Raw genomic sequence first — 21,705 nt, 5'->3', positions numbered from 1 at the left:
CTAGTGGCTCAGAAACTCCTGAGCACGTCGTCTGATCGTCTCGTACATCGACTGAAGACCGTTGCTTCGTGTCGGTGAGAGGTGTGACTGGAGTCCCAGTCGGTCAATGAAGTAAAGCGGTGTCTCTACGATAGCCTGTGCAGGCTGGTCATTGTAGCAGTAGAGGAGCATGGCGGCAATGCCCTTGGTGATGAGCGCATCGCTGTCAGCCTTGAGGTGTAGCGTGCCGTCTTCCTGTGGTGATATGATGATCCACACGCGGCTCTGACAGCCGTCGATGAGGTTTTCGGTCGTATGCTCCGAGTCCTCGACAGGCTCCAGCTGGTCGCCCAGATCGATGATCATTTGGTATCGATCCATCCAGTCGTCTACCAGTTCAAACTGTGAGATAAGTTCCTCTTGCCGTTCGTCTATAGTCATAAGTTTAGGAAGCTAATCAGTGTTGAGCATCTAGATCCTTGAGCACTGCCATGACGGTATGTCCGACAGCACCTAGCGTCTCCGCCGAGATGTTGCTCATGTTGTCTTGAAGTGTGTGCCAATAGGGGGCAAAGCCCTCCTCGCTCTGAGGATTATAGTTGACAATGTCAATGCTGGGGATGCCAAGATTGCGAATGACTGGCACATGGTCGTCGGTCAAGCCCCCGCCGTCAGCTTGGTGAAAGTAGGATCCGTCGCCTATCTCGGCCGCTTTGCTCCACACCTTCGTAAGAAGCTGCGGGGCATAGCTCTTGGAGAAGTACTCCCAGTAGAAGGTCGCATCGCGCCCTCCGACCATGTCTAGCAGGATGCCACCCATCGCTTGGTAGCCAGCCACATGCGGGTTCTTGCTCCAGTGAGTAGAGCCTAGGCACCAGCTCTCTTCGTTGGAGTAAGTGCCGTAGTCCTCTCCATCGAAGAGCACGATGTCCACTCCAATCGTCTGAGGCGCTGCGACACTGCCCAGTAGCCGAGCCACTTCGAGCAGGACGCCTACACCGCTACCTCCATCGTCAGCACCGAGGATCGGCTGCGTATGGTTAGCAGGGTTAGGATCTTTGTCGGCCCAGGGGCGTGTATCCCAATGCGCCATCAGGAGGATTCGCTGAGAGGCTTCGGGATTGTACGAAGCAATCAGATTGGTCAGCGGGAGCTTTGTCCCGTCATGCGCCGTCGCCTCGAAGCTTTGCTCCACGACCGTAGCGCCATACTGTGTCAGTCGCTCTTTCATCCAGGCGAGACAAGCGGTATGCCCCTCAGAACCTGGGATGCGTGGTCCGAAGGCGACCTGCTTGGCGACAAAGTTGTAAGCGCTATCCGCCTCAAAGGGGGTAGCCACGCGGGGTGTCTCCTCTTCTCCCTGAGCCGTCTGCTGGCTCTGCTGCTCCTTATTGCAGGAGAGCAGTGAGAGTCCGAGGAGCAGCGGTAAGATGTATTGTGTGATACGTATCATATGAATTAAAAGCTAAGCGGGTCAATGCTCGATCCCAGTACGAGAGAGGATGCCCTCGTGGTAATAGTGCTTGACCTCTGCAAAGTTAGTGACAAGCTGGCAATATGGCAGTAACTCCTCACAGTAGTGTCGTCCCGTGAGTACCAATTCGCACTCATCGGGGCGCTTTTTTATAGCATCGATGAGCGCCTCGATCCTGAGCAAGCCCAAGCCGACAGCCATCGAGACCTCATCCCAAATGACTAAGTCGTACTGTCCCGAGCACATCTGCTCGACGGCTCGTGCCAGCCCCTGCTCGGCAGCCTGCACGTCCTGAGCACTAGCCGCATGGTCTATCAGGCAACCCGTGCCACCGTACATCGATCCGTACAGCTCGACGGCACACTCCTCACGCTTCGTATGTTGCTCCAGAAAGAGCACATCGCCGTAGCGCATCGTCTTGATAAACTGCCCGATGTAGACCCGCCCGCCGTGCCCCAGCGTGCGTATCGCCAGCCCCATGGCCGCGGTGCTTTTACCCTTGCCCGTACCGTAATAGTAGTGGACAAAGCCTCGCTCCCACATGCTCATTAGCGGCTGACAGGCTCATAGTGAAAGCCTCCGCCGTCCTGCTGCTTAGCAGACGAAGAGCTCCCGCTGTCTCTCAGCTGGCTAGCCGCTTGACTGCTACTCTTCTTATGGAGCGACTTGAGCTGTACCTTAGGCCCTTGCGACATAACTCCAGGACCACTGTAGTACTGTCGTGCCTCGGGGAGGAACTCCTGAATGGCACGGATACGGTTCTGATCGCTTGGGTGGGTGCTGAGGAACTCAGGCGACTTCTGCCCTTGCTGTGCCATCTTTTGCCAGAGCGTCACTGCGGCTGCAGGATCGTAGCCCGCCATTGCCATGAAGACCATGCCGATCTTGTCCGCCTCGTACTCCTGCTTGCGACCATAGGGTAGGGAGACCAAGAGCTGCGAGCCAATAGGATAAACCTGCTGGAGGATGCCCCCCAGAGCCGCACTCTTCGAGCCGACCATCCCCGTCAAGACCTGTCCGCCAAGCTGCGTAAGCATTTCACGGCTAATGCGCTCGTTGGCATGCTTAGCCACAGCGTGAGAGACCTCGTGCGCTATGACCGCAGCCAGCTCGTCGTCGGTAGGATGCGTCGCCTGGAGCAAACCACTGTAGACGACGATCTTGCCACCAGGCATACAGAAAGCGTTGACCTGACGATCACGGACGAAGTTAAACTCCCACTGTGTCGCCTGCGCTATCTGGTCGTAGCCATTGTTGCGCAGATAGTTGTCTGTAGCCTGCGCTATGCGTCGTGCCACACGGAGCGTCTGCTGCCCTTGGGGCGAGTTGTTGTCCACCGTCGCTTTGCGGATAAACTGATTATATTGCTGTGCGCTGGCCGCCGATATCTCAGCGTCCGACACAAGGTTGAGTTGCTGTCGTCCCGTGATCGGCACGACGCCACACCCGGCTAGTAGTAGCATCAGGGTGAGTGCTGTAAGCCATTTTGCTATCTGTGTCATCTTCGTAGTATGTTGATTGAGTCTATGAGATCGTAGTCTCTACTACTGCAAAGATACTCTTTTCGCGGTAGCTGTGCTATCATTTCCTTTCGTTTTCTTCTCTGCTAAGTTAGGAGTGGCTGACCATTAATGAACTATTGCATTTCTAGTTTCAAAGGTTTATCTTTGCGCTTAAACGAAACGTGCTGTAAAGGGCCGTGGTGTAAGAGGTCCATTCTTAAGCATTCGGATAAAAGAATTTGTGACACGTTCGTATAGGCTGACTATCACTTAAACACCAATAAACTATGAAACTAATCAAGCAGTATGTGGATCGTCTCTTGCAGTACATCGACAGTGGACGATTCTTCCGGAGTCCTATCAAGGTGTTTTACATCTTAATCGGGGTCTCTACCTTCCTCCCTGTGGTCCTTCCTATCGCACTCCTGTTCATCCCCCAGGTTAATGACTTCATCAGCTCTCTGGGGGGATGGCCTACTGTCGTGAGTTACCTTGGGGTGCTGGTCCTCATCGTCTACTTCTTGGCGCTGGGCTTCTTCGGCTTTTACTATTGGCGCAATAGGCAGCGCGATCTCTATGCCACAGTTAGGCCTGGAGACAAGATCAAAGCCATCCCCGTATGTGCTCACATCGTCAGATGCCTAGGGGAGTGGAATGGCATATACCTCTTTGTCTCGATCATGGGAGCCTATCTGATCCTCTATGTCCTTGCTCTCATTTCCGGTGGAGGAGACTTTCTGGGTTTCTTGATTATCCTCTTCGGAGGTCTACTCGCGATCCCTCCATTGTGCTTGGTCCTCTTCCTCATTAGCTATCCGATCATACTGTCTGCTCACGCTATCTCAGAGCGACTGCTGATCAGAGCCATCGTGGCTAACAATGTATCAGACCTTGGCGACATACATCGTGCAGCAGTGATGCCAGAGACTGAGGAGTCACTGGCTAGTGGTGCCAACAAACAAGAAATGCCGACTGTGTCTTCTGTTGTCACAGAATCAGCTGCAGAGAGTACCCCTACCACTAACGAGGAGTAGATATGACTAGGCTAAACTTAGTAAATGTGAGGAGGTGTCCTACTTGTGGGCACCTCGTCCCTAAGAGCTATAAGACCTGCCCTTACTGTAGCAATGCTGAGGTTAAGCTACCGACGGCTTCAAGCTCACAGTCTCAGCCCACTCCATCCGAGGCACCTCGTCAGAAGAAGCCTATGTCTCCACAGGCTAAGAAGAGACTACGAAAAGGCCTTATCATCGGTGGCTCTGTGGTTGCGGCTCTAGTTATAGGTATCTTCGTGTGGAACACTGTGTCTGAGGCGAGACTCCTCAAGAAGAGTATCTTGGAGCCACTGACGCAGCAGCAACTAGAGGCAAAGCGGGAGAGCTGTCCACAGCTCCTTCAGTACAATCGCCTCTTCAATGAGATACGCGATAAGGTGGTAGGCACGCCAGAGGAGGATACCTATCGCTCCATCACCTACGAGCAGATGATCGACTACCTAGACTACACCAGTAGCGAAGAGGTGAAGCAAAAGCTCCAAGGTGAAGCCCGAACAGCATACGCGGACTATAGTAAGGATTACGAGGCAAAGTTTGAGACGCTCTCGCAGGAGTGGACTGAGTTTTACAAAAAGCATGACCCGAGTGCTTACATCCAGCTCACCTTCCATACGACGTATCAAAGAGATGACGACTCTTACTATACCATGTATCATCCAGCTTTTTGGGTGGATATAGCCTATCCCAATGGTGCTATAGAGGATTGTGAGGTCTACTTCGGACTATGGAATGAGGAGAATGAACAGTGGAACTATGGATCCACAGGCACTTGGCAGCTAGAGAGACTGAAGAATTGCACACGGTCTAATTCTTCTTATTGGACTTACATCTCTAGTTATGAGCCTGACATCTATGATCGATACACGATCAAGTATGAGGTGAAAAGCGTGACGCTACGAGACGGTTCGCTCATAACATCGACCGATGTACAAAACATCCCCTCCGAAATGTTGCGATACTTAGAGGATTCTACGCAGGAGAATAAGGATGCAGTCATCAAAGCTCTTGTTGACTCCGAGTACGAGACCGAAGAGGAGTATGTCGCCTCATATATCGACAAGTCCTATGAGAAGAAAGACGAGCTGTGCTACAAGCTCCTCAAGACCGTCAATGAGGATGACTAGTAAACCTTGATCTCATGAGGCTGTCCCAGTGACAGTATCTCAATGGAGACTGTTGCAAAAGTTTCCAATGGGTAGTAGACGATATCTCGCCTGCTCCTTGAGACGAAAACCGTAGCCCCCTCACTAGCACAGCGTAGTGAGGGGGCTACTTGCGTATCTGGAGGAGTGCTCTATGTGTAGACTATACGTTATCAATCCTCATCTACCCACCTTGCTGCATCTTCTGCTGCTTTCATTGCATCTTCCGCTACTGCCACCTCTTTCGCTTCTTGAACTTTGTAGCGCTCTATGGCTCTCAGCCTAGACTGCTTGCACCGCTCCTTGAGTCCCTTAGGGAAGGTGTCATTCCCCTTTAGATCCACATAGCCGTAATGCTCTACACTGCCATCATCAGGGCAGATGCCCAGCCATTCACCCATATAGCTAATCCCGCTATACTCTATTAAGACTACAGGGATCACGCCATTAGTGAGGTCTATTTTTCCCGGTTCGAAATAGATACTAGCCTTATCGTACTCTGCAGGAACGATTATCTTGCCGTTGGCATCTTTCACGCCCCAGAGTACTATCTCACCCATCATCCCGCCGTACATCTTATCTGTGTAGAGCGTGTGTGTGAAGGTCTGAGCTTGGCCAGCGGAGGCGCGCTTTGTGATCTGCTCCATCTCGCTGTCACTCAACTCTTTAACCTTGTTGCCCTTAGTGTCATAAACGTTGTATCCTGACTCCCCCTTGGGGATGTAGAGCTTACCATCAATGAACTTCTCGATATAAATTGGTGCGGCATAAGGCATCATTCCGAAGCTACTATAGGGGGCATAGGAACCTTTGCCATAACTCCCTTGGAAAACTTTACGTCCCTCCTTGTCCAGGACGAAAAAGTGATCATTACCCTCGTTCTTGACAACTACTAGCCCTTCAGAAAAATCGCCTGGCACCGCTATCTCTCGACGATGTCGGATCACCTCACGCCCCGTGGTATCGATGAAGCCATAGCTTGAGTCATAAGAAAACCGCACAGAGGCTAGCCCTTCATGAAAGGGATTGGCCCAATCATACTGACACGGTATCACCTCCCGACCCGTCTTGTCGATGTAGCCCCACTTGCCATTCTTACAGACAGCCGCATACCCCTCGCTAAAGAGGCTGAGCTGGTCATACTTCTGGATGGCTTCAATGAACTCAGGGGTTAGCTGGACTAAGTTCTCGTCTACGCTCTCCACTTCTGTTGTAGCGCTCCTTGTTGGATCCAAATCGACTGAGGGCGCCTTCTTAGCGCACCCCTTGGGCAGCATAAAGAGGAGGATGCAACACACCCCCACGACAACAACGGCTGCTGCGATGATGATCGTCCACATCTTCTGCCTCGGTTTGTTCTCGTTTTGACCCATAGGGTTACCACACTGTGGGCAGGTTGCCGAGCCTTCTGGTACTGAGGCTCCGCACTTGGTACAGTTCTTTAAAGCCATGACGCTATAATGTTTTTGAGTTTGACATGCTACACAACGGGCCGGAGACTCAGCACTAGGTCTACCAGCTAGATCGTTCATCGCAAGGAATCACCCCTTTAGCGCAAAGATACAAGTTTATAGATTAGAGGGAGGAGGGGAGAAGAGATCGGAGAGAATCGAACGAATAGCCCGCATCATAAAAACTAAACGCTGTAACCTTTGAGAGAACGAAGCGGACGCCCTCCGGCTCGATACTCACCGTGCGTTCCTACCGCAGTTACACGTCTGGTGTGGGCATTTCGCTACTCGATCATAAAGAGCTGAGCCGATATACGTACCCACTCGTTGATCTTCTTCACCTGGACGACCCGAGCGTAAAACTCTTTGCCAGCGTCCATCAAGCGAGAGATGACTAGGTTGAGCTCTTGTGGCACGTAGCCTATGCGGTGCTCCTCGTAGTAGATGGCGATGGCGTGCTCGTCGTGTCCGTTTTGTGGCTGGCGTACCATGCGTAGCACCGTGTCTGGCAGTAGCGTCGGGTAGAGCTCCTGTACTACAGGGCAGAAGGTGGTGCCAGCGACTACGATGTCTAGCAAGAAGATCTCTCGCTTGGGCAGTCCTAGTGCGTTGATGCCCTCTGTGCCAATGAGCGCTAGTAGCTCTGGGCTAACAGGTATGATCTCATGTTTCATAGGTCGTGTGACTTGTACTCCTCCATTAGCGATATGATAGTCTGCATCTCCTGCTCGCTATCCTCTAGCTCCTTGATGACCGCTTGCAGCTCAGCTTGCTTTTCTTGTATCGCCACGGGATTGGCCAGCAACTCTTTCTGATCAAAGGGAAAGCTGTCCGATCGCTTGATGACCTTAGCTTCGATAAGTCTCAGCTTCTTTTGTAGCTTCTCGATCTCTACTGAGAGCGACTCCGAGTCCAGTGGTATGTCTGCTGGCTGATCCTTGTTTACTAGTGCCAGTATGGCTTGTAGCTGCTGGAGGTCGCAAGCTTTGTAAGCTTTGACCGCAGCGAGAAAGAACTTCTTGTCCTCCTCCGTGTAGTGCGGGTTGAGATCTGGGTGGAGACGCTTGACGAGAGTTTTGTAGATCTCCTTGAGCTCTTTGCTCTCCTCACGGGTGAGACGAGGGGCATCCCAATAAGCTTGTGCCGCCTTGAGCTGGTCCAGCTTTCGCTCCAAGAGCCTACGATACTCGAGCCGCTGCTGCGCCATCTGCTTGTCTACCTCGACGAGGTCGGGCGCTTGGTCACGATTGATGTAAGCCTGTAGGAGCGAACGCCGCAAGCGTAGTGCCGCTAGGGAGAGGCCTAGACGCAACTGAGTGTACAGCAGCTTGCCGAAGTAGTGCATATAGAGCGCTGATAGGTGGGGCGCCTCGTGATCCGTCATGTCCTGATACTGGGATACGAGTGTCGTGTAGGCTGCGACGAGCATATCGTACTGCTCTCGCAGCATCTGATACTCCGGGGAGCATGCTAGCTGGTCCGTGTCTGTCATCGCATTCAATCTGTTAGCGCTACTAAGGTAACGCTTTTAGCGCAAAGAGCCTAGTCTCTCGACTTGCTGCCAGAAAGGTGTCGCTGCCACGCGCTCTGCCAGCGCCTCGGGGGTGATAGCGAGTGCCTCGGCTAGATGGGTGTAGGTCTCCGCTAAAGCCTCCCGATGGGTAAGCCCCTGGGGCAGTTCATCGGTCTCGACAAGCAGCGCACGCGCCTCATAGGCTAGTTGCAAAGCAGCTGGGTCGTAGTGACGGCCGAAGGAGAGCGCGAAGCCCTGGCTCAGCATCATCTGAGCCACCTCACTCTTAGCCCGAAAGCCATGTAACACCATCGGAGGGAGCTGGTCAAACTCTTGCGCCAGCTCTCTACGTATCTCAATCGTTTCGCTCCAAGCACGTACCGTGTGTAGGAGGATGGGTCGATGGAGCTGACAGGCTAAGCGCAGTTGCGCCTCTAGCCAAGCTCGTTGCTCTGCGAGAGAAGCGTTGCTCCGCACCTTGTCGATGCCACACTCGCCGACAGCGACGATCTGAGGGGTAGACGCTAGGAGGCTTCGCATCTGATCGATGAGATCTGTCAGACGCTCCGCTAGAGGCAGAGACCAAGGGTGAAGGCCTATCGAATAGAGCTGTCCCTCCCCAATCGTTACGCCACTGCTCCACTCCTCGTAGGTGAGCGAGCGAATGGCTAGCCCGTTCACCTTGTGGCTATGTGTGTGACAGTCTAAAAGCCCTCGGGAGCTGAGGTGTTGCTCGTGGATCATCGTCGTGGTGGCACGGGGTCGTAACCCACATGTCGATTGAAGGGGTTACATCGTAAGAGTCTCCAAATGGTTAGCCAGGTCCCCTTTAGTGCGCCATGCACTCGTAGCGCCTCCAGTGCGTACTGCGAGCAGGTGGGTGTGAAGCGACAGCTGGGCGGTAGCAAGGGCGAGATGCAAGCGCGATAAAACTTGACGGGGTAGCTCAGCAAGCGGACTGCCAGTGAGAGCTGTTGCGAGTCAGCTTGATTAGTCTCATCAGCTTGGACAGAAGGGGCTTTCGCAGTCTGCTCTGGACGATCGAGCGAGGCTTTCGCCTCTGGGGCTGTAGGGCTTGATTTGTCTATCTCCTTGACGATACGAGCTATAGCTTGCTCTACCGCTTGTGCTAGCTCAGGGTAGGTTGGCATTGTCTTAGCAACAGACTGAAGCGCTAGTCGCACCGTGCAGTGATGCTGGAGGGCAGCTTGCCAGAGCGGATTCTTGTGGATACGATAAGCCGAGCGGGTCATGCGCTTGACACGGTTGCGATCGACGGCATGCTTGAAGCGCCGCTTGGCGACCGAAGTCATGACAGCCACCTGCGCCTGCTCACTAGGGGAGTGTGTGGCGATAGGCTCAGCGAGCCATACGATGCGAATGGGATAAGAGACAAATGAGTGCCCTCGGTCATGTAGTCGCTCTATCTCCTCACGCAGATAGAGTCGCTCACCTTTGGGTAGACGTCGGTTCTGGAGGGAGCGAGGGGTGCCTTCCTCCGTAGTCATCCTTCCTGCTCGGTAAGGAAGTTGCTCAGCAGCTCAGGCATCGGCGGATCCTGACGACTGCCCGTAGACTTGATATCCACTCTGAGCCCTAGCTCCTCGGCCCTCTGCGCAGTCTTGGGCCCGACGGTAGCGATGATCATATCCTCTTGCTTGAAGTCGGGGACATTCTCAAAGAGTGAGGTGATCCCGACAGGGCTAAAGAAGATGATCATATCGTAGGGCAGTGGCTTCTCAAGCTCTAACTCCCGAGGTATGGTGCGATACATAACCGACTTGGTATAGTCTATGCCAGCCTCCGTAAGCAGGTCGGAGAGCTTGTCGCTGTGCTCCTCAGCGACGGGTAGGAGATACTTCTCACTCTTGTGCTTGGTAATGACCTTGACCAGATCCTCGGTACGTCCAGTCGGTGAGAAGAAGACTTTGCGCTTACGGTAGTTGACAAACTTCTGCAGGTATGGAGCGGACATCTCGGAGCTGCAGTAATACTTCATCGTATCTGGGATGGAGATGCGCATCTCCTTCATCAGTGTGAAGAAGTGCAGGATAGCAGTACGAGAGGTAAAGATGATGGCTGTGTAATCCAACGGATTGATGCGCTGCTGACGAAACTCTTTCGCTGCAACCGTCTCGACACGAATGAACTGCTTGTAATCAAGTTCCACTTGATACTTCTCAGCAACTTCGGTGTATGGATTGGCCATCAGTGGGGCGGGCTGAGAAATAAGTATTTTTTTAATCCGTGACATACTCACAGGCAGGGTGCTAATGGTATACGATAGATTCTTTTATAGGATCAGCATTCCAAAGCCTATGAGATAGGCTAGAGGAGCCACTTCCTGACTGCAAAGGTACAAAGAAATAAGCAAAGGAGTTACTCCAGCCTCCCCTAGCCATCGCGCTGTGGGCAGGATAATCGCAAGGCGCCATAGTAGAATTACAGCGACTGTGAGCCAAAGTGCGACACCCTGCCAGACGCCCGACAATAGTAACAAACAGCTGATGTAGAGGGGTAGTGGCCATAGCCACTCTAAGATGCTGTAGTGACGTATCCAGTGTAGGTAAAAAGCTGAGTCAAGATAGATCCCCGCCAGCAAGCGGTTGACGCCTAGATAGAGTCCGCTCAGGATCAGACTACCGAGGGCTAGACCGCCTACCTGCGAGAGCGTCGTCCAGAGATCGCCTGAGGGCACGCCTCCATAGTAGCGCAAGAGTAGATAACCTGTCACGCCGACCAGCAGATGCCGTTGCAACACGCCTAAGAGTGCGTAGGTGCCGACAGAGACTCGGTGTACTAAGCTGCGAAAGAAGATATGTCCTCTATTATATAGTAGCGCATCTACCGAGCGAGACATAAGAGAGCCGACCCACATCTGCATGAGTGCTGGAAGCAAGAGGAGCAAGAGGAGCAGCAGTAAGATGATATCCTCTGCTCCCCGATCTACCCCAAAAGGGGTCAATGCCCATACCCCGACCGAGCTCTCCATACACGTAAGACTTACAGAGCGGCTAAACAAGCGAGGAGTTGTGCTACCTGCTCCTCCAGTTCCTGCACACCATCATTCTGGATCTGATAGAGCGGTAGCTCTGGATGCTCCTGCTGAAGAGCGGCAAAAGAGTAGCTTGCCTGGCGATTGATCCGTGCTTGCACCTGCTCGAGCGAAGCTCCGTCACGCTCCTGAACACGAGCTACACGTACCGCCTCAGGAGCTGTCACGACGACCACCGCGTCGCAAAGACGATAGAAGCCTGACTGCCATAAGATGGCACTCTCTAGGACGACCCACCCCTCGGGGGCTTGCTGCTCCTTAGCCCAAGTCTCTAGCCGGTCAGACACATAAGGGTGAATGATCTGCTCTAGATCGTGCAATAGGGACCGTCCTTCATCAGACGGTGCGAAAACTTTGCGAGCGATCACATCGTAGCGAGGCTTTCCCTCAGGATCATAGACCTCCGCACCTAGTAGCGCCGTCACCTGCTGACGTACCTGCTCACTATCGGTGTAAGCCCCCCGAGCCACCGCATCGCTGTCCATAAGGGGTAGCCCAGACTGGACAAGCATTTGCCCGACGAAACTCTTACCCGCACCGATCCCGCCTGTCAGCCCTAAGATGCGAGGGTTTGTTGATGTGGTGAGACGCTTTTCACTCATAGTGCGGAGTCCTGCAGGGCTCACTGCTCGGCAGCCTCTAGGATATACTGTACCGCCTTGGGCGAGGGGGTAGCACGCGCCACCCAGTCGGGTAGACCCTCGACTCTTACGGGGAGCATCTCAGGGTGCTTCTCACCATTCTGTACAGCTTCTGAGATCTGACTCAGATCCACCACCACCGAGATCTTGTCTCCGATAGGCTTGTTGTAGTCCGTGATCGGCATCGTCAAGGTCAGAGAGACACGAGCTGGAAGGAGCTTGGCGACAAAGCCTGCCGGCGTGTTCAGAGCTTTGACTGGCAGCTCGATGCGTTTCTCCGTGAGCTCGACGACAGAGATCTGTAGCTGCACACTATCGGGAGAGCTATGGACATTGGGGATCGCTTCGAGAGGCACTCGCAGCACCTTGTCTTGCGACAAGTCCTTGTAGAGATGCTCTTTAGTACGCACTTCGTTAATTCCCTCCAGCGCTTCACGACTACCATACAGCTCGACCGTAGTCGGAGTCATTGAGAGCGGGAGTACCATATAGCCATCCTTGGCTGAGGCCGACACCTGATTGATGACTGGCACCTCTTTTCTCTGGAGAGGAAAGGCTCGCAGCGAGATCTGATTGGGGTAGATCTCACGAATCTGCACGGCGCTCCCGAGGCTCTCACGAACCTTCTGTGTCAAGACCGCATTGCTAACGAGGATGCGCCCTCCCTGGGGTATCCGCTGAGGCATCGATAGCTTGATCGGTGTCACCCCTTTCATCCAGCGAAAGAGCAGCTGCGAACCTTTTGCCGAGACGCTAACGTCCAGCATGGTCGGCTGCTCGCCCTCTAGACCGATCGCCTTCGGCATCTCCTCGTATACGATGGGGATGTGGACGATCGAGGTCGTCCCACGAGAGAGCGTCTGCATAAACCATAGTGCGGTCGCTAGGAGCACCCACACAGCGATCGCCAGCAGTCGTTTCAAGCCAGGGATACGCTGCTTACGCACCACAGGTTCTCCACCTGGGCGAAGCTTAGGGGTCAGATTGAGTCGCACCGCTCTCGACTTAGCAGTTCGGGGAGTCTACTAGCGTGCGTTAGGATCCGTGCCGTTCGGATATACGGAGCTCTTGGCGATCTCTATGCAGACATCCCTTGCTATCTCCACCTCGAAGGTCTGCTCGTGCACCTTACGGACCACGCCATGCACACCGCCAGCGGTTATGACAGAGTCACCCACAGCGATGGCATCACGCTCCTGCTGCAGTTTCTTCTGTCGCTTGCTCTGAGGGCGAATGAAGAAGAGCCAGAAGATCAAGATGATGACAACAAAGAAGATAAGCGAAGTCCATGCAGGCGCTCCCTGTGGTGCTGCCTGAGCAGGCTGTGCTGCCTGTAGAAGGAATATATTCATAGGTATCTATAGTTGATGAATTCAATTACTTCTGCAAACTTACAAAAAACCGACCGCATAGCACAGCCTTGCCCCTCCTCTCCTACCTCTTAGACTTTAAGTCTTAGCTAGCGTATCTCTTGAGGTGTGGTAAGAAAGTGGCTAGCGGCCCGAGCGGATCGGAGCGCTGCCCCAGCAGAGCTGGCGCTGAGGATCGTAGATGGTGGCAAACTGTCCCGCGGCAATGCCCTGTATCGGCACGCTGCTGACCAGCTGATAGCCACCTGAGGGGAGATGCTCGAGGCGTCCTGCGGTGAAGTCGGGCGTGTGCCTTATCTTGAAGGTGACCTCTAGCGGACTGTCTGACGGAGTCTTCGTCCAGAGCCACGGATCGGTCGTGAGCCAATGCATCTCTTCGGTCTCAATGATCGTGCCGTACTGCGTCTTGGGGTCGTAGCCTCGTGAGGCGTAGAGGATATTGTGCTCCACATCCTTTGCCACGACATACCACGGGCCGCCCGAGAGCCCGAGCCCTTTGCGCTGGCCGATGGTGTGAAACCAGTAACCACGATGCTCGCCGATCTTCTCGCCCGTCTCATGGTCGATGATATCGCCTGTTTGGGTGCCTAAGTAGCGCTCGATGAAGTCGTTGTAGTCGATTTGCCCTAAGAAGCAGATGCCCTGGCTGTCTTTGCGCTGCGCATTGACCAGATGCGCCTCGAGGGCGATGCGACGTACCTCCTCTTTTGGCAAATGCCCGATGGGAAAGAGGAGACGCTCCATCTGCCGAAAGCCGATCTGCGCCAAGAAGTCGGTCTGATCCTTCACAGGGTCAGGAGAAGTGCCAAGGAAGGTCAAGCCATCCTCCGTCTGTCGTATCGTGGCGTAGTGGCCCGTGGCTATGTAGTCGTACGAGGCACCGCACCTTTCCTCAAAAGCTCCGAACTTGATCAACTTATTGCACATCACATCGGGATTGGGCGTGAGCCCCCGCCTGACCGCATCCATCGTATAGGCGACCACACGATCCCAATAGACTTGGTGCAGGTCGACAATCTCTAGGTGCAGGTCGTAGCGACGAGCCAGGAGCGTCACCAGCTCAATGTCCTCCTCGGCAGGACAGTCGAGGAAACTGCCATCCTCGTCCTGCATGCCGATGCGTATGTAGTAAAGGTCTGGACGAAAGCCCGCCTCGACGAGTAGGTGCATCGCCACACTGCTATCCACTCCGCCCGAGGCGAGCAGTGCGATGCGACTATCCCGTGGTAGTGCTGTGTAGAGAGTGGTCTCCATACACCTCCTGTGTCAAGCCCTCAGAGCGGACTACATGCGCTCGGGCAACTCAATGCCGAGAAGCCCCATGGCACTATGTATCGTCTCGGCAACGGTCTGGCTGAGCTGCAGGCGCATACTACGCAGCGCCTCGTCCTCCTCACGCAGTACGGAGCACTCGTGGTAGAACTGGTTATACCCCTTGACCAAGTCATAGGTATAGTTGGCAATGCGGGCTGGCGAATAGCTCTCGGCAGCCTCCTGCACGACGCTAGGATAGTCGAGTAGCTGCTGGACGAGTGCCGTCTCATAGGACGAAAGAGTTAGCTCTCCGCCCTCGGGGAGCTGATGCTTGTAGCCCATCTCGTCAGCCTTCTGCAGGAGCGAGCAAATACGCGCATAGGTGTACTGGATGAAGGGGCCCGTGTTGCCGTTGAAGTCGATAGACTCCTCGGGGTTGAACATCATATTCTTCCTCGGATCCACCTTGAGGATGAAGTACTTGAGCGCGCCCAGCCCGACCATCTCGGCGGTGCGTAGCTCCTCGGCTGTCGGCTCGGTGGCTAGCTCTGCACCCTTAGCTTGCTGAGCTGTCCGTGCCACCTCTAGAGCGGTGTCGCGCATAGCGTCCATCAGATCGTCCGCATCGACGACCGTCCCCTCGCGACTCTTCATCTTGCCGTGAGGTAGCTCCACCATACCGTAGCTAAAGTGTGTCAAGCTCTTGCCCCACTTATAGCCTAGGCGGTCTAAGAGTAGCGATAGCACCTGGAAGTGGTACTCCTGCTCGTTGCCCACGACGTAGATCATCTGGTCTATCGGGAAGTCCTGATAGCGAAGCTTGGCCGTGCCAATGTCTTGGGTGATGTAGACCGAGGTGCCGTCACTGCGGAGGAGGATCTTCTTGTCTAGACCCTCCGCCTCAAAATCGGCCCAGACGGAGCCATCCTCGTGCTGCTCGAAGAGTCCCTCTTTCAGACCACGCAAAACCTCTTCACGCCCCACGAGGTAGGTGTCGCTCTCGTAGTAGATCTTGTCAAAGGAGACCCCCATACGGCGGTAAGTCTCGTCAAAGCCTTTGTAGACCCACTCATTCATCTTTCGCCATAGTGCACGAACCTCTGGGTCGCCCTGCTCCCACTGACGGAGCATCTGTCGTGCGTCAGCCATCAGCTGAGACTTAGCCTCGACCTCTTCGTCGCTCCAGTCGGGATGCTCAGCACGTATCTGCGCCAGCTCGGCACGATACTCCTTGTCAAAGCGCACGTAGTAGTCGCCGATGAGGTGGTCGCCCTTTTTGCCCGAAGATTCAGGCGTTTCGCCATTGCCCCAGCGTAGCCACGCCAGCATCGACTTGCAGATATGCACGCCACGGTCGTTGACGATATTCGTCTTGACCACACGATGCCCGCTCGCCTCTAGTATCTGAGCGAGGCTGTAGCCGAGTAGGTTGTTGCGTACGTGTCCCAGGTGCAGGGGCTTATTGGTATTTGGTGAGGAGTACTCGATCATCACGAGAGGCGACTGCTCTGTCGGTGTGATGTGCCCGTAGTGCGGGGTCTCGGCAATCTCTCGCAGTGCTGCGAGCCACGCTGAGTCGGTCAGCGTGAGGTTGAGAAAGCCCTTGACCACGCCATAGGAAGCTATGAGATCTGTCTGCTCCTGTAGCTTGGCACCGATCGTCTCGGCGGTCTCTTGAGGAGACTTGCGCGAAGCCTTGAGGTAGGGGAAGACGACGAGCGTCACATGCCCCTCAAACTCAGGTCGTGTGGCGGTCAGCGTGATCTCGTCAGCGGTCGTGGTGAGATCGTATAGTGTATGTAGTGTCGAGGCGATCGCCTCGCTAAGCTGTTTGTAAAGGCTCATAGTATATAGTATAACGTGTTAGAGGACTTTCATGCGCCAGGTGACTCCCACATTGATCAGCGTGCGCTGGTTATGTAGCACAGCTTGCGGATTCGTGTTCGTACCAAAGGCGTAGTCAGCATGTGCATGCAGGCGCACCTCGGGGATCGGTGAGTACTCGACTCCGCCCCCGAGACAAGTGATCTGCGTGCCATCGGTGACGCCGTAGTCTGCGTGAAAGCCACTCGTATTATGATCGTAGCTCCCCTTCAGGTAAAGCTTCGTTTGCTCAGTCGGGTGGTAGGCTAGCTGTCCATAGATAGAGTAGTCGGAGAAGAGCTTTTTGCCATCTCCGTCTAGTGGCGCACGGTGCATCAGGTCTAGGTCCACGAAGGTGCGAGGGGTCAGCTGGAAGCGATTGCCCAGCGAAATGTAGTTCATAAAGCGCCTAGGGGCATACTCCATAAAGTTGACACTCCACATCGGCACAAACCAGTCGTGGTGCGCAGTCCAGACCAAGTTGTAGGCATACATATCGGCAGGCTCGCCACTTCTCTCTTCGTAGGCTTTGCGATAAGGGCTCTGGATCACCTGCATATGGAGGTTGTCCTGTCCATTGGGCAAGGTGTAGCTCACCGTAGCACCCCACTGATAGGCTGGCATATGGTAGCAAAACTCGCCCACCTGGAAGACATCTATCGGCGCTGGCTCAAACTCCCACCCACCGACGAAGACGATCCACTTGCCGAGTCGTACACTCAGCTGCTCGATCGGGTTGTACTGCAGGTAGAGGAAGTCGATCGACTCAAAGAAGGAGCGATCTAGATTGATCGAGCTAAGTCGCTGTCGATAGAGGTAGCTAAACTTTGGCGAGAGCGTGCCACTGAGTACGATGTTAGCAATGTTTCCCTTAAAGCCTGAGCCCGCCTCATCGGTGTGGCTCCCTAGATAGATACGCTGGTAGTCACCGCGCGCCTCCAGCGAGAGAGAGACCTTCTTGTCATGAGGAGCCTCTAGCTCAGCATCGGGCACAGGCTCCTGAGCCATCAGTGAGCCGAGAGCAAGTGTCAGTAGGAGTATGAGAGCCGAGAGATACTTCGTAAGATGTGACATGGTCTAGAGAGTCAATAAGTTGATACTTAAAAGGTGCTTTCGTCAGGCGTGTCCGTCTCGACCGGCAGCTCCTCACGCTGGCCCTTCTTGCGCCACAGCCCGTACACCTCGCTGACCGGGTCTGAGGTGATAAAGGGATCCATACGCTCAGCACGCAGATGGTCTAGCAGCTTGCCAAACTCATCTCTCGTCAAGATACACTCCAGCTGCTTGTGCTCCTCGCCTGAGTAACCACCCGTCACGGGGTGGATCGTCACCCCACGATTCAGCGTGTGGATCACATAGTTACGGATATGCTCCCAATCCTTAGAGATGACATAGACACGTGTCCGCGAGCTCATGCGGGTCATAAAGTAGTCGAGGATCAAGCCATTGAGCCAGGTACCCACGAGACCCATGATCACAAGCCCCGTAGGACTGGTCAGGAAGGCGGAGCAGCAGATCAAGCCCCCAGCGATCGTAACCGACACACCTAGTGGCACATGGAGGAACTTGTTGAAGATCTTTGCCAAGATATCTAGCCCGCCCGTTGAGGCGTTGATGCTAAAGAGGATCGCCTGCGCTGCACTCATCACCAAGATGAAGCAGACCAAGTCAAACCCCGGGTTAGTCACCATCACACCATGAACCTCCTGGGCAAACATCGACCCACTGACCGGATCGAGCCACCCCATCAAGTCCACAAACGGGCCTAGGATCAGTGCCGTGTAGCAAGTCTTAGCACCAAACTCGTTGCCGATCAGGATAAAAGAGAGGAGTAGCAAGATCGCATTGATGAGAAACATATAGGACCCCAGCGACATCACTGGGAGCAACCGCTCCAGCACGATGCCCAGTCCCGTCACCGATCCAACGATCAGACCACTAGGAGCCAGGAAGTAGTGTACCGCCATAGCGCCGATAAACATGGCAACGGTCATCAAGACCAATTCGTACCAAAACTTACGACTAGAGAGTAGCTCGGTAGCCTGAGCAGGCAGAGCTGCGAGGCGGGCACGAAGTTCATCCTTACTGGGGAGCTTGTATTTCATTAGATGTGTATTACGAAGTATGAGACCCATCGAGAGGGCACCACACGGGGTGGCGATGCTCTTCGACAGTTATCTGCGTGCAAAGATACAAAATAGCACATACCCGCCAGCTAACTCTGCCCTTCACCTAGATTTTGCAGACCTAGCGAGTAGCTACTTATATTTGCCGATGATGGGCTGCAAACGTCGCACTACGCTCCATACGAACGTAGTGACGCAGATCACGAGGAGCCCCCCTCCTACTACCCAGACTAGTAGCCTAGTGAGCAGACTGGGACGACGACTTGCTGTCTGGCGATCCGTCACCTCTTCTTGCTGAAAGTCCTCTTGCCGTAGCGCTGCACCCTGTTGTACTATGCTATCTTGCTTCTTGACGACCGTTCGCCTAGCGCGTATATAGCGCACATGGGGTGTCTGCAAGCTATACCCTGCAGGTAGCGAGTCTCCTACTAGAGGCTCTAAGCCTGACAGTAATTCTAACCCCTTCTGACTGGGCGGAATGCTGTCTAAGAGGAGCAGCTCCCACTCTTCTAGGGTGGTGTCACGGAGATGTTGCTCAGCCTGGCTCACCGCCAGCTCGCTACGCTGCTGCGACGCATCCGCGAAGTGGTGTCGCCGTGTGCCACAGCTTAGTAGTATGCTGGCGGTGAGGATCAGTGCGCTCACGCGTCTCTTGAGACTGTTGCAAAAGTCAACAGTCTCACAATCTTGCAAGCAAGATTGTCCTGACTTTGCAGAAAGGATGAAGCGCAAGGCGCTGAGGGTGAGGTCTGAAGGGAGCATACCTCCGTATGTGACCGAAGCCGAATCCCGAAAGCAACACAGCGATTCGCCTTTATGCAACAGTCTCCTCTTATAGGTCTGCATGGTACTTGTACTTATAGTCTAGCCCGAGGAGGGCTCCGACGAAGGTCATCACCTCACCGTACGCTACGAGCACGGAGCTGTCTATGACCCCGAGCGGAGGTGCTGTAAAGCCCGCTGCCAGGAGTCCTATGCCAGAGATGCTCAGGAGCACCGCTAGGCAGAGTTGCTTCCCTCCCTGGGGTTTTATCGTTTGTGCCATAGCGATAGATACTCTTTGAATGCATCAAAACAGGGGCACGCCTTCATCCACTCGTGAGGCTCTATGATGCCGTTGTGGTTTAAGTCGGGGCTCAAGTCTCTATGCCCCACGATCCGTGCCTTAGGGTAGGTAGCTACAAGCGTCTTGAGTAGCTGGCGCATAGCGTCTCGCTGCTCGGGCGTACGGGTATCCCACAGAGTCCCGTCGGGCCTCAGTCCCCCCTCGTAGCATACGCCTAGGCTACAGCGATTGTATCCGATAGCGTGTGCTCCGGGCATGGTGAGAGGACGCAGAGACTCGATGACGCCGGCACGTGTGATGTAAAAGTGGTAACCAGCCATGGCAAAGCCTCTGGCTCGATGGTCTTGATCTAGCTGCCATGCGCTATAGGTCATATTACTACGCGTGGCGCTACAGTGGATTACGATATATTTGATGTCGTCTGGCTTCATGATTATAGAGATTAGACTTTAGAAATTAGAGGTTAGAGGTTAGAGATTAGACTTTAGAGGTTAGAGGGGATCAGATTACTCCGATCCCCTCCGGTTACTTGGATAGACTCAGATTACATACCTGTCTGACCACTGTTTGGATTGGTGCTTCCACCCGTTTCGTTGCCTGTGGAGGGCGTCTGAGACCCTGACTCGCCCGGCGTACCATTACCTGGTGTCGCATTGGGCTTCTCACCCGACTCTGACGATAGGCTGGTGGGGTTATACTTGAGGTAGCTAGCGCTTGTCATCTTCTGGCGTATCTGTGCCCCTGGGACAAATATGACCCTGTTGCCATGGATCATCTCCCGCTTAAACTCCTCAGGCTTCTCGCAAGACTTGCTACGCAAAGTCGCTCTAAAGCGTCCTAGATCGCCTAGCTCCACGATACGTCCATTAGCCAGCTCTATGGAGAGCAGCATAGAGACCGTATTCATGACGCTGAGCACGTCCCCAACAGATATAGCGGAGATCTGTGAGACCATCTGAGCGATGTCTTCTTGTGAGGTAACACCATCGTACTTAGCTTGTGCGTAGTAGCGAGTAATCTTACTGTCTGGAGTTGCGCCTTTTCGATTGATTTGCTGGATTGCATACTTGATTGCCATAGTAAATTGATTTTGTTGAGTTAGTAAATTTAGTTCGTCTCCCACACTGTGATGCTGCCGTTGCTACGTCTGAGGATCTCCTATATATAATAGGTGTCATGGAGCATGCCAGCGATTGCTCTCAGGGACCATCTACAGTTAGGAGCTTGCAGAGCCTATTTTTCTCTACCTGCTGACCCGCTTACGAGGAGCGCGTGGCCGTATCTCTGAGGAGACGATGCAAAGGTACGACACGCCCCCAGGGGGCCCTGCCATCAAGAGACGCCAGCAGATCCCTCGGAGCATAAGAGGACCGAGTGCTCCTGCAACCGCTGTGCAACGAGTGACCCGTGTGTCCGTCCCATCAAAAGGAGACGAGTAACCCGCTGTAGAGACGCACGGAAGTGTCGAGTCGGAGGGCGTCCGTCCCCGTTAAATCGGGACGTGTAACGGCTGTAGGAACGCACGGCCATGCGTCCGTTGTGTCAAGGCGAGACATATAACCTAGTAATCATACAAACTGGACATTGTAATCTTTAACGGAGACGGACGCACGACCGTGCGTCCCTACAACCGTTACTCGTCTCGCTTTGACACAACGGATGCCCTCCCGCTAGAGACTCCTGTGCATTCCTATGGTTCCCATCGCAATGCGCTCTATCTATGCGAGATATCGCTCGTGCTCCCATGCTACCCGCAAGCCTCTTAAAGGAAGAAATCAGCGGATTGCGAAAAAAGTTGATCCAAGCGCTTGCAGTATTCAGAAAAAGTTGTACCTTTGCATCACAGTTCAGGAAGGAAGTCCTTGTGACTCTCCCGAATGAAGCTTGACTTCGTAGCTCAGTTGGTAGAGCAACTGACTCTTAATCAGTGGGTCGAGGGTTCGAGCCCCTCCGAGGTCACCGCTTGAATATTTAATGAGAGCCTCTCGCATCTAGCGGGGGGCTTTTTCTTTGTCCCCTCTCTGCCTCCCTACGCAGGGGGATACGCTTCGAGCAGCACTACGCAGTGGCTACGCGACCTCTCTGATTACCCCTCCCTCCCGAAGAGAGACTGTTGCATAAAGGCGAATCGCTGTGTTGCTTTCGGGATTCGGCTTCGGTCACATACGGAGGTATGCTCCCTTCAGACCTCACCCTCAGCGCCTTGCGCTTCAT

Annotated in this window: 24 protein-coding genes, 1 tRNA gene and 2 pseudogenes; 3 read left to right on the top strand and 24 right to left on the bottom strand. The window is 54.1% G+C overall.

Annotation, left to right across the window (positions count from 1 at the left end; translation table 11 throughout):
* From L215_RS0107930 to L215_RS0107915, 4 genes are read right to left on the bottom strand one after another with little or no spacing between them, the layout of a single operon-like run.
* A complete protein-coding gene (locus L215_RS0107930) occupies positions 1 to 420 on the bottom strand; it encodes a SufE family protein (protein ID WP_025883840.1) in 420 nt (139 codons plus the stop codon).
* Between the two features lie 16 nt (positions 421 to 436).
* A complete protein-coding gene (locus L215_RS0107925; protein ID WP_025883839.1) occupies positions 437 to 1,432 on the bottom strand; it encodes a M28 family peptidase in 996 nt (331 codons plus the stop codon).
* 21 nt (positions 1,433 to 1,453) lie between these two features.
* Entirely contained in the window at positions 1,454 to 2,002 is a 549-nt protein-coding gene (locus L215_RS0107920; RefSeq protein ID WP_036871978.1) for a cob(I)yrinic acid a,c-diamide adenosyltransferase, read from the bottom strand.
* Positions 2,002 to 2,955: a M48 family metallopeptidase gene (locus L215_RS0107915; protein WP_025883837.1), complete on the bottom strand. Its 954-nt coding sequence runs from the start codon at positions 2,953 to 2,955 to the stop codon at positions 2,002 to 2,004. The genes L215_RS0107920 and L215_RS0107915 overlap by 1 nt, the downstream gene beginning before the upstream one ends.
* A gap of 287 nt (positions 2,956 to 3,242) precedes the next feature.
* Between L215_RS0107915 and L215_RS0107910 the strand changes: the two genes are divergently transcribed.
* On the top strand, positions 3,243 to 3,989 hold the full coding sequence (locus L215_RS0107910; RefSeq protein WP_027451607.1) for a hypothetical protein: 747 nt from the start codon (positions 3,243 to 3,245) through the stop codon (positions 3,987 to 3,989).
* Between the two features lie 2 nt (positions 3,990 to 3,991).
* The gene (locus L215_RS0107905; RefSeq protein WP_044111923.1) at positions 3,992 to 5,134 is read left to right on the top strand and encodes a zinc ribbon domain-containing protein; all 1,143 of its coding nucleotides are present in this window, start codon (positions 3,992 to 3,994) and stop codon (positions 5,132 to 5,134) included.
* 191 nt (positions 5,135 to 5,325) lie between these two features.
* On the opposite strand, the gene L215_RS09675 is transcribed toward L215_RS0107905, so the two are convergent.
* The 20 genes and pseudogenes from L215_RS09675 to L215_RS0107815 form a co-directional block, all read right to left on the bottom strand.
* The gene (locus L215_RS09675) at positions 5,326 to 6,525 is read right to left on the bottom strand and encodes a WG repeat-containing protein (RefSeq protein WP_027451606.1); all 1,200 of its coding nucleotides are present in this window, start codon (positions 6,523 to 6,525) and stop codon (positions 5,326 to 5,328) included.
* A gap of 3 nt (positions 6,526 to 6,528) precedes the next feature.
* Positions 6,529 to 6,603 (bottom strand): annotated as a pseudogene (locus L215_RS10445) (zinc-ribbon domain-containing protein); the annotation flags it as partial.
* A gap of 284 nt (positions 6,604 to 6,887) precedes the next feature.
* Positions 6,888 to 7,277, bottom strand: a complete 390-nt coding sequence (locus L215_RS0107895) for an HIRAN domain-containing protein (protein ID WP_025883828.1) — start codon at positions 7,275 to 7,277, stop codon at positions 6,888 to 6,890.
* Positions 7,274 to 8,095: a J domain-containing protein gene (locus tag L215_RS0107890; protein ID WP_025883826.1), complete on the bottom strand. Its 822-nt coding sequence runs from the start codon at positions 8,093 to 8,095 to the stop codon at positions 7,274 to 7,276. The genes L215_RS0107895 and L215_RS0107890 overlap by 4 nt, the downstream gene beginning before the upstream one ends.
* 36 nt (positions 8,096 to 8,131) lie before the next feature.
* Positions 8,132 to 8,860: a TatD family hydrolase gene (locus tag L215_RS0107885; RefSeq protein ID WP_025883825.1), complete on the bottom strand. Its 729-nt coding sequence runs from the start codon at positions 8,858 to 8,860 to the stop codon at positions 8,132 to 8,134.
* Positions 8,857 to 9,081: a membrane protein insertion efficiency factor YidD gene (gene yidD / locus L215_RS10365; protein ID WP_238296551.1), complete on the bottom strand. Its 225-nt coding sequence runs from the start codon at positions 9,079 to 9,081 to the stop codon at positions 8,857 to 8,859. Before yidD ends, L215_RS0107885 begins: the two co-directional genes overlap by 4 nt.
* Before the next feature lie 144 nt (positions 9,082 to 9,225).
* A pseudogene (locus L215_RS10360) lies at positions 9,226 to 9,624 on the bottom strand (ribonuclease P protein component); the annotation flags it as partial.
* A complete protein-coding gene (locus L215_RS0107875; RefSeq protein WP_025883821.1) occupies positions 9,621 to 10,370 on the bottom strand; it encodes a uroporphyrinogen-III synthase in 750 nt (249 codons plus the stop codon). The pseudogene L215_RS10360 and the gene L215_RS0107875, both read right to left, overlap by 4 nt.
* 39 nt (positions 10,371 to 10,409) lie before the next feature.
* Positions 10,410 to 11,108: a DUF4271 domain-containing protein gene (locus tag L215_RS0107870; RefSeq protein WP_025883820.1), complete on the bottom strand. Its 699-nt coding sequence runs from the start codon at positions 11,106 to 11,108 to the stop codon at positions 10,410 to 10,412.
* Between the two features lie 11 nt (positions 11,109 to 11,119).
* Entirely contained in the window at positions 11,120 to 11,773 is a 654-nt protein-coding gene (gene coaE, locus L215_RS0107865; protein ID WP_025883818.1) for a dephospho-CoA kinase, read from the bottom strand.
* A 20-nt stretch (positions 11,774 to 11,793) separates the two neighbouring features.
* Positions 11,794 to 12,807 (bottom strand): CdaR family protein, encoded by a 1,014-nt coding sequence (locus tag L215_RS0107860; protein ID WP_025883817.1) that lies wholly within the window; start codon positions 12,805 to 12,807, stop codon positions 11,794 to 11,796.
* Between the two features lie 30 nt (positions 12,808 to 12,837).
* Entirely contained in the window at positions 12,838 to 13,164 is a 327-nt protein-coding gene (gene yajC / locus L215_RS0107855; protein WP_025883816.1) for a preprotein translocase subunit YajC, read from the bottom strand.
* A gap of 141 nt (positions 13,165 to 13,305) precedes the next feature.
* Positions 13,306 to 14,436, bottom strand: a complete 1,131-nt coding sequence (mnmA, locus tag L215_RS0107850; protein ID WP_025883815.1) for a tRNA 2-thiouridine(34) synthase MnmA — start codon at positions 14,434 to 14,436, stop codon at positions 13,306 to 13,308.
* A gap of 30 nt (positions 14,437 to 14,466) precedes the next feature.
* Positions 14,467 to 16,281, bottom strand: coding sequence for an arginine--tRNA ligase (gene argS, locus L215_RS0107845; RefSeq protein WP_027451603.1), 1,815 nt, complete (start codon positions 16,279 to 16,281; stop codon positions 14,467 to 14,469).
* A gap of 18 nt (positions 16,282 to 16,299) precedes the next feature.
* Positions 16,300 to 17,373 carry a porin gene (locus L215_RS0107840; protein WP_025883814.1) on the bottom strand — a complete coding sequence of 358 codons (1,074 nt, stop codon included), beginning with the start codon at positions 17,371 to 17,373 and terminating at the stop codon, positions 16,300 to 16,302.
* A 26-nt stretch (positions 17,374 to 17,399) separates the two neighbouring features.
* Positions 17,400 to 18,434: a YitT family protein gene (locus tag L215_RS0107835; RefSeq protein ID WP_027451602.1), complete on the bottom strand. Its 1,035-nt coding sequence runs from the start codon at positions 18,432 to 18,434 to the stop codon at positions 17,400 to 17,402.
* A 123-nt stretch (positions 18,435 to 18,557) separates the two neighbouring features.
* The gene (locus L215_RS10240) at positions 18,558 to 19,070 is read right to left on the bottom strand and encodes a hypothetical protein (RefSeq protein ID WP_036871982.1); all 513 of its coding nucleotides are present in this window, start codon (positions 19,068 to 19,070) and stop codon (positions 18,558 to 18,560) included.
* A 187-nt stretch (positions 19,071 to 19,257) separates the two neighbouring features.
* Positions 19,258 to 19,470, bottom strand: a complete 213-nt coding sequence (locus L215_RS0107825) for a hypothetical protein (protein ID WP_025884432.1) — start codon at positions 19,468 to 19,470, stop codon at positions 19,258 to 19,260.
* Positions 19,455 to 19,922 carry an N-acetylmuramoyl-L-alanine amidase gene (locus tag L215_RS0107820; RefSeq protein WP_025884429.1) on the bottom strand — a complete coding sequence of 156 codons (468 nt, stop codon included), beginning with the start codon at positions 19,920 to 19,922 and terminating at the stop codon, positions 19,455 to 19,457. The genes L215_RS0107825 and L215_RS0107820 overlap by 16 nt, the downstream gene beginning before the upstream one ends.
* 113 nt (positions 19,923 to 20,035) lie before the next feature.
* Complete coding sequence (locus L215_RS0107815) at positions 20,036 to 20,569, bottom strand: HU family DNA-binding protein (RefSeq protein WP_025884428.1); 534 nt, start codon at positions 20,567 to 20,569, stop codon at positions 20,036 to 20,038.
* Between the two features lie 808 nt (positions 20,570 to 21,377).
* Between L215_RS0107815 and L215_RS0107810 the strand changes: the two genes are divergently transcribed.
* A tRNA-Lys gene (locus L215_RS0107810) sits at positions 21,378 to 21,450 on the top strand.
* Positions 21,451 to 21,705 lie beyond the last annotated feature (255 nt).

This window comes from Porphyromonas uenonis DSM 23387 = JCM 13868, assembly GCF_000482365.1.
GTDB lineage: Bacteria > Bacteroidota > Bacteroidia > Bacteroidales > Porphyromonadaceae > Porphyromonas > Porphyromonas uenonis.
Note: the sequence above shows the minus strand (reverse complement) of the source record. Positions and strands in the feature narration are given on the sequence as shown.

Excerpts from the sequence above, each read along its gene's own strand:
- L215_RS0107825 (WP_025884432.1), bottom strand. The coding sequence starts at position 19,470 with ATGGCACAAACGATAAAACCCCAGGGAGGGAAGCAACTCTGCCTAGCG.
- L215_RS0107875 (WP_025883821.1), bottom strand. The coding sequence starts at position 10,370 with ATGTCACGGATTAAAAAAATACTTATTTCTCAGCCCGCCCCACTGATG.
- L215_RS0107920 (WP_036871978.1), bottom strand. The coding sequence starts at position 2,002 with ATGAGCATGTGGGAGCGAGGCTTTGTCCACTACTATTACGGTACGGGC.
- L215_RS0107820 (WP_025884429.1), bottom strand. The coding sequence starts at position 19,922 with ATGAAGCCAGACGACATCAAATATATCGTAATCCACTGTAGCGCCACG.
- L215_RS0107870 (WP_025883820.1), bottom strand. The coding sequence starts at position 11,108 with ATGGAGAGCTCGGTCGGGGTATGGGCATTGACCCCTTTTGGGGTAGAT.
- L215_RS0107840 (WP_025883814.1), bottom strand. The coding sequence starts at position 17,373 with ATGTCACATCTTACGAAGTATCTCTCGGCTCTCATACTCCTACTGACA.
- L215_RS0107925 (WP_025883839.1), bottom strand. The coding sequence starts at position 1,432 with ATGATACGTATCACACAATACATCTTACCGCTGCTCCTCGGACTCTCA.
- argS (WP_027451603.1), bottom strand. The coding sequence starts at position 16,281 with ATGAGCCTTTACAAACAGCTTAGCGAGGCGATCGCCTCGACACTACAT.
- L215_RS0107895 (WP_025883828.1), bottom strand. The coding sequence starts at position 7,277 with ATGAAACATGAGATCATACCTGTTAGCCCAGAGCTACTAGCGCTCATT.
- coaE (WP_025883818.1), bottom strand. The coding sequence starts at position 11,773 with ATGAGTGAAAAGCGTCTCACCACATCAACAAACCCTCGCATCTTAGGG.
- L215_RS0107910 (WP_027451607.1), top strand. The coding sequence starts at position 3,243 with ATGAAACTAATCAAGCAGTATGTGGATCGTCTCTTGCAGTACATCGAC.
- L215_RS0107815 (WP_025884428.1), bottom strand. The coding sequence starts at position 20,569 with ATGGCAATCAAGTATGCAATCCAGCAAATCAATCGAAAAGGCGCAACT.
- L215_RS0107885 (WP_025883825.1), bottom strand. The coding sequence starts at position 8,860 with ATGATCCACGAGCAACACCTCAGCTCCCGAGGGCTTTTAGACTGTCAC.
- L215_RS0107905 (WP_044111923.1), top strand. The coding sequence starts at position 3,992 with ATGACTAGGCTAAACTTAGTAAATGTGAGGAGGTGTCCTACTTGTGGG.
- L215_RS0107915 (WP_025883837.1), bottom strand. The coding sequence starts at position 2,955 with ATGACACAGATAGCAAAATGGCTTACAGCACTCACCCTGATGCTACTA.
- mnmA (WP_025883815.1), bottom strand. The coding sequence starts at position 14,436 with ATGGAGACCACTCTCTACACAGCACTACCACGGGATAGTCGCATCGCA.
- L215_RS0107835 (WP_027451602.1), bottom strand. The coding sequence starts at position 18,434 with ATGGGTCTCATACTTCGTAATACACATCTAATGAAATACAAGCTCCCC.
- L215_RS09675 (WP_027451606.1), bottom strand. The coding sequence starts at position 6,525 with ATGGGTCAAAACGAGAACAAACCGAGGCAGAAGATGTGGACGATCATC.
- L215_RS0107930 (WP_025883840.1), bottom strand. The coding sequence starts at position 420 with ATGACTATAGACGAACGGCAAGAGGAACTTATCTCACAGTTTGAACTG.
- yajC (WP_025883816.1), bottom strand. The coding sequence starts at position 13,164 with ATGAATATATTCCTTCTACAGGCAGCACAGCCTGCTCAGGCAGCACCA.
- L215_RS0107890 (WP_025883826.1), bottom strand. The coding sequence starts at position 8,095 with ATGACAGACACGGACCAGCTAGCATGCTCCCCGGAGTATCAGATGCTG.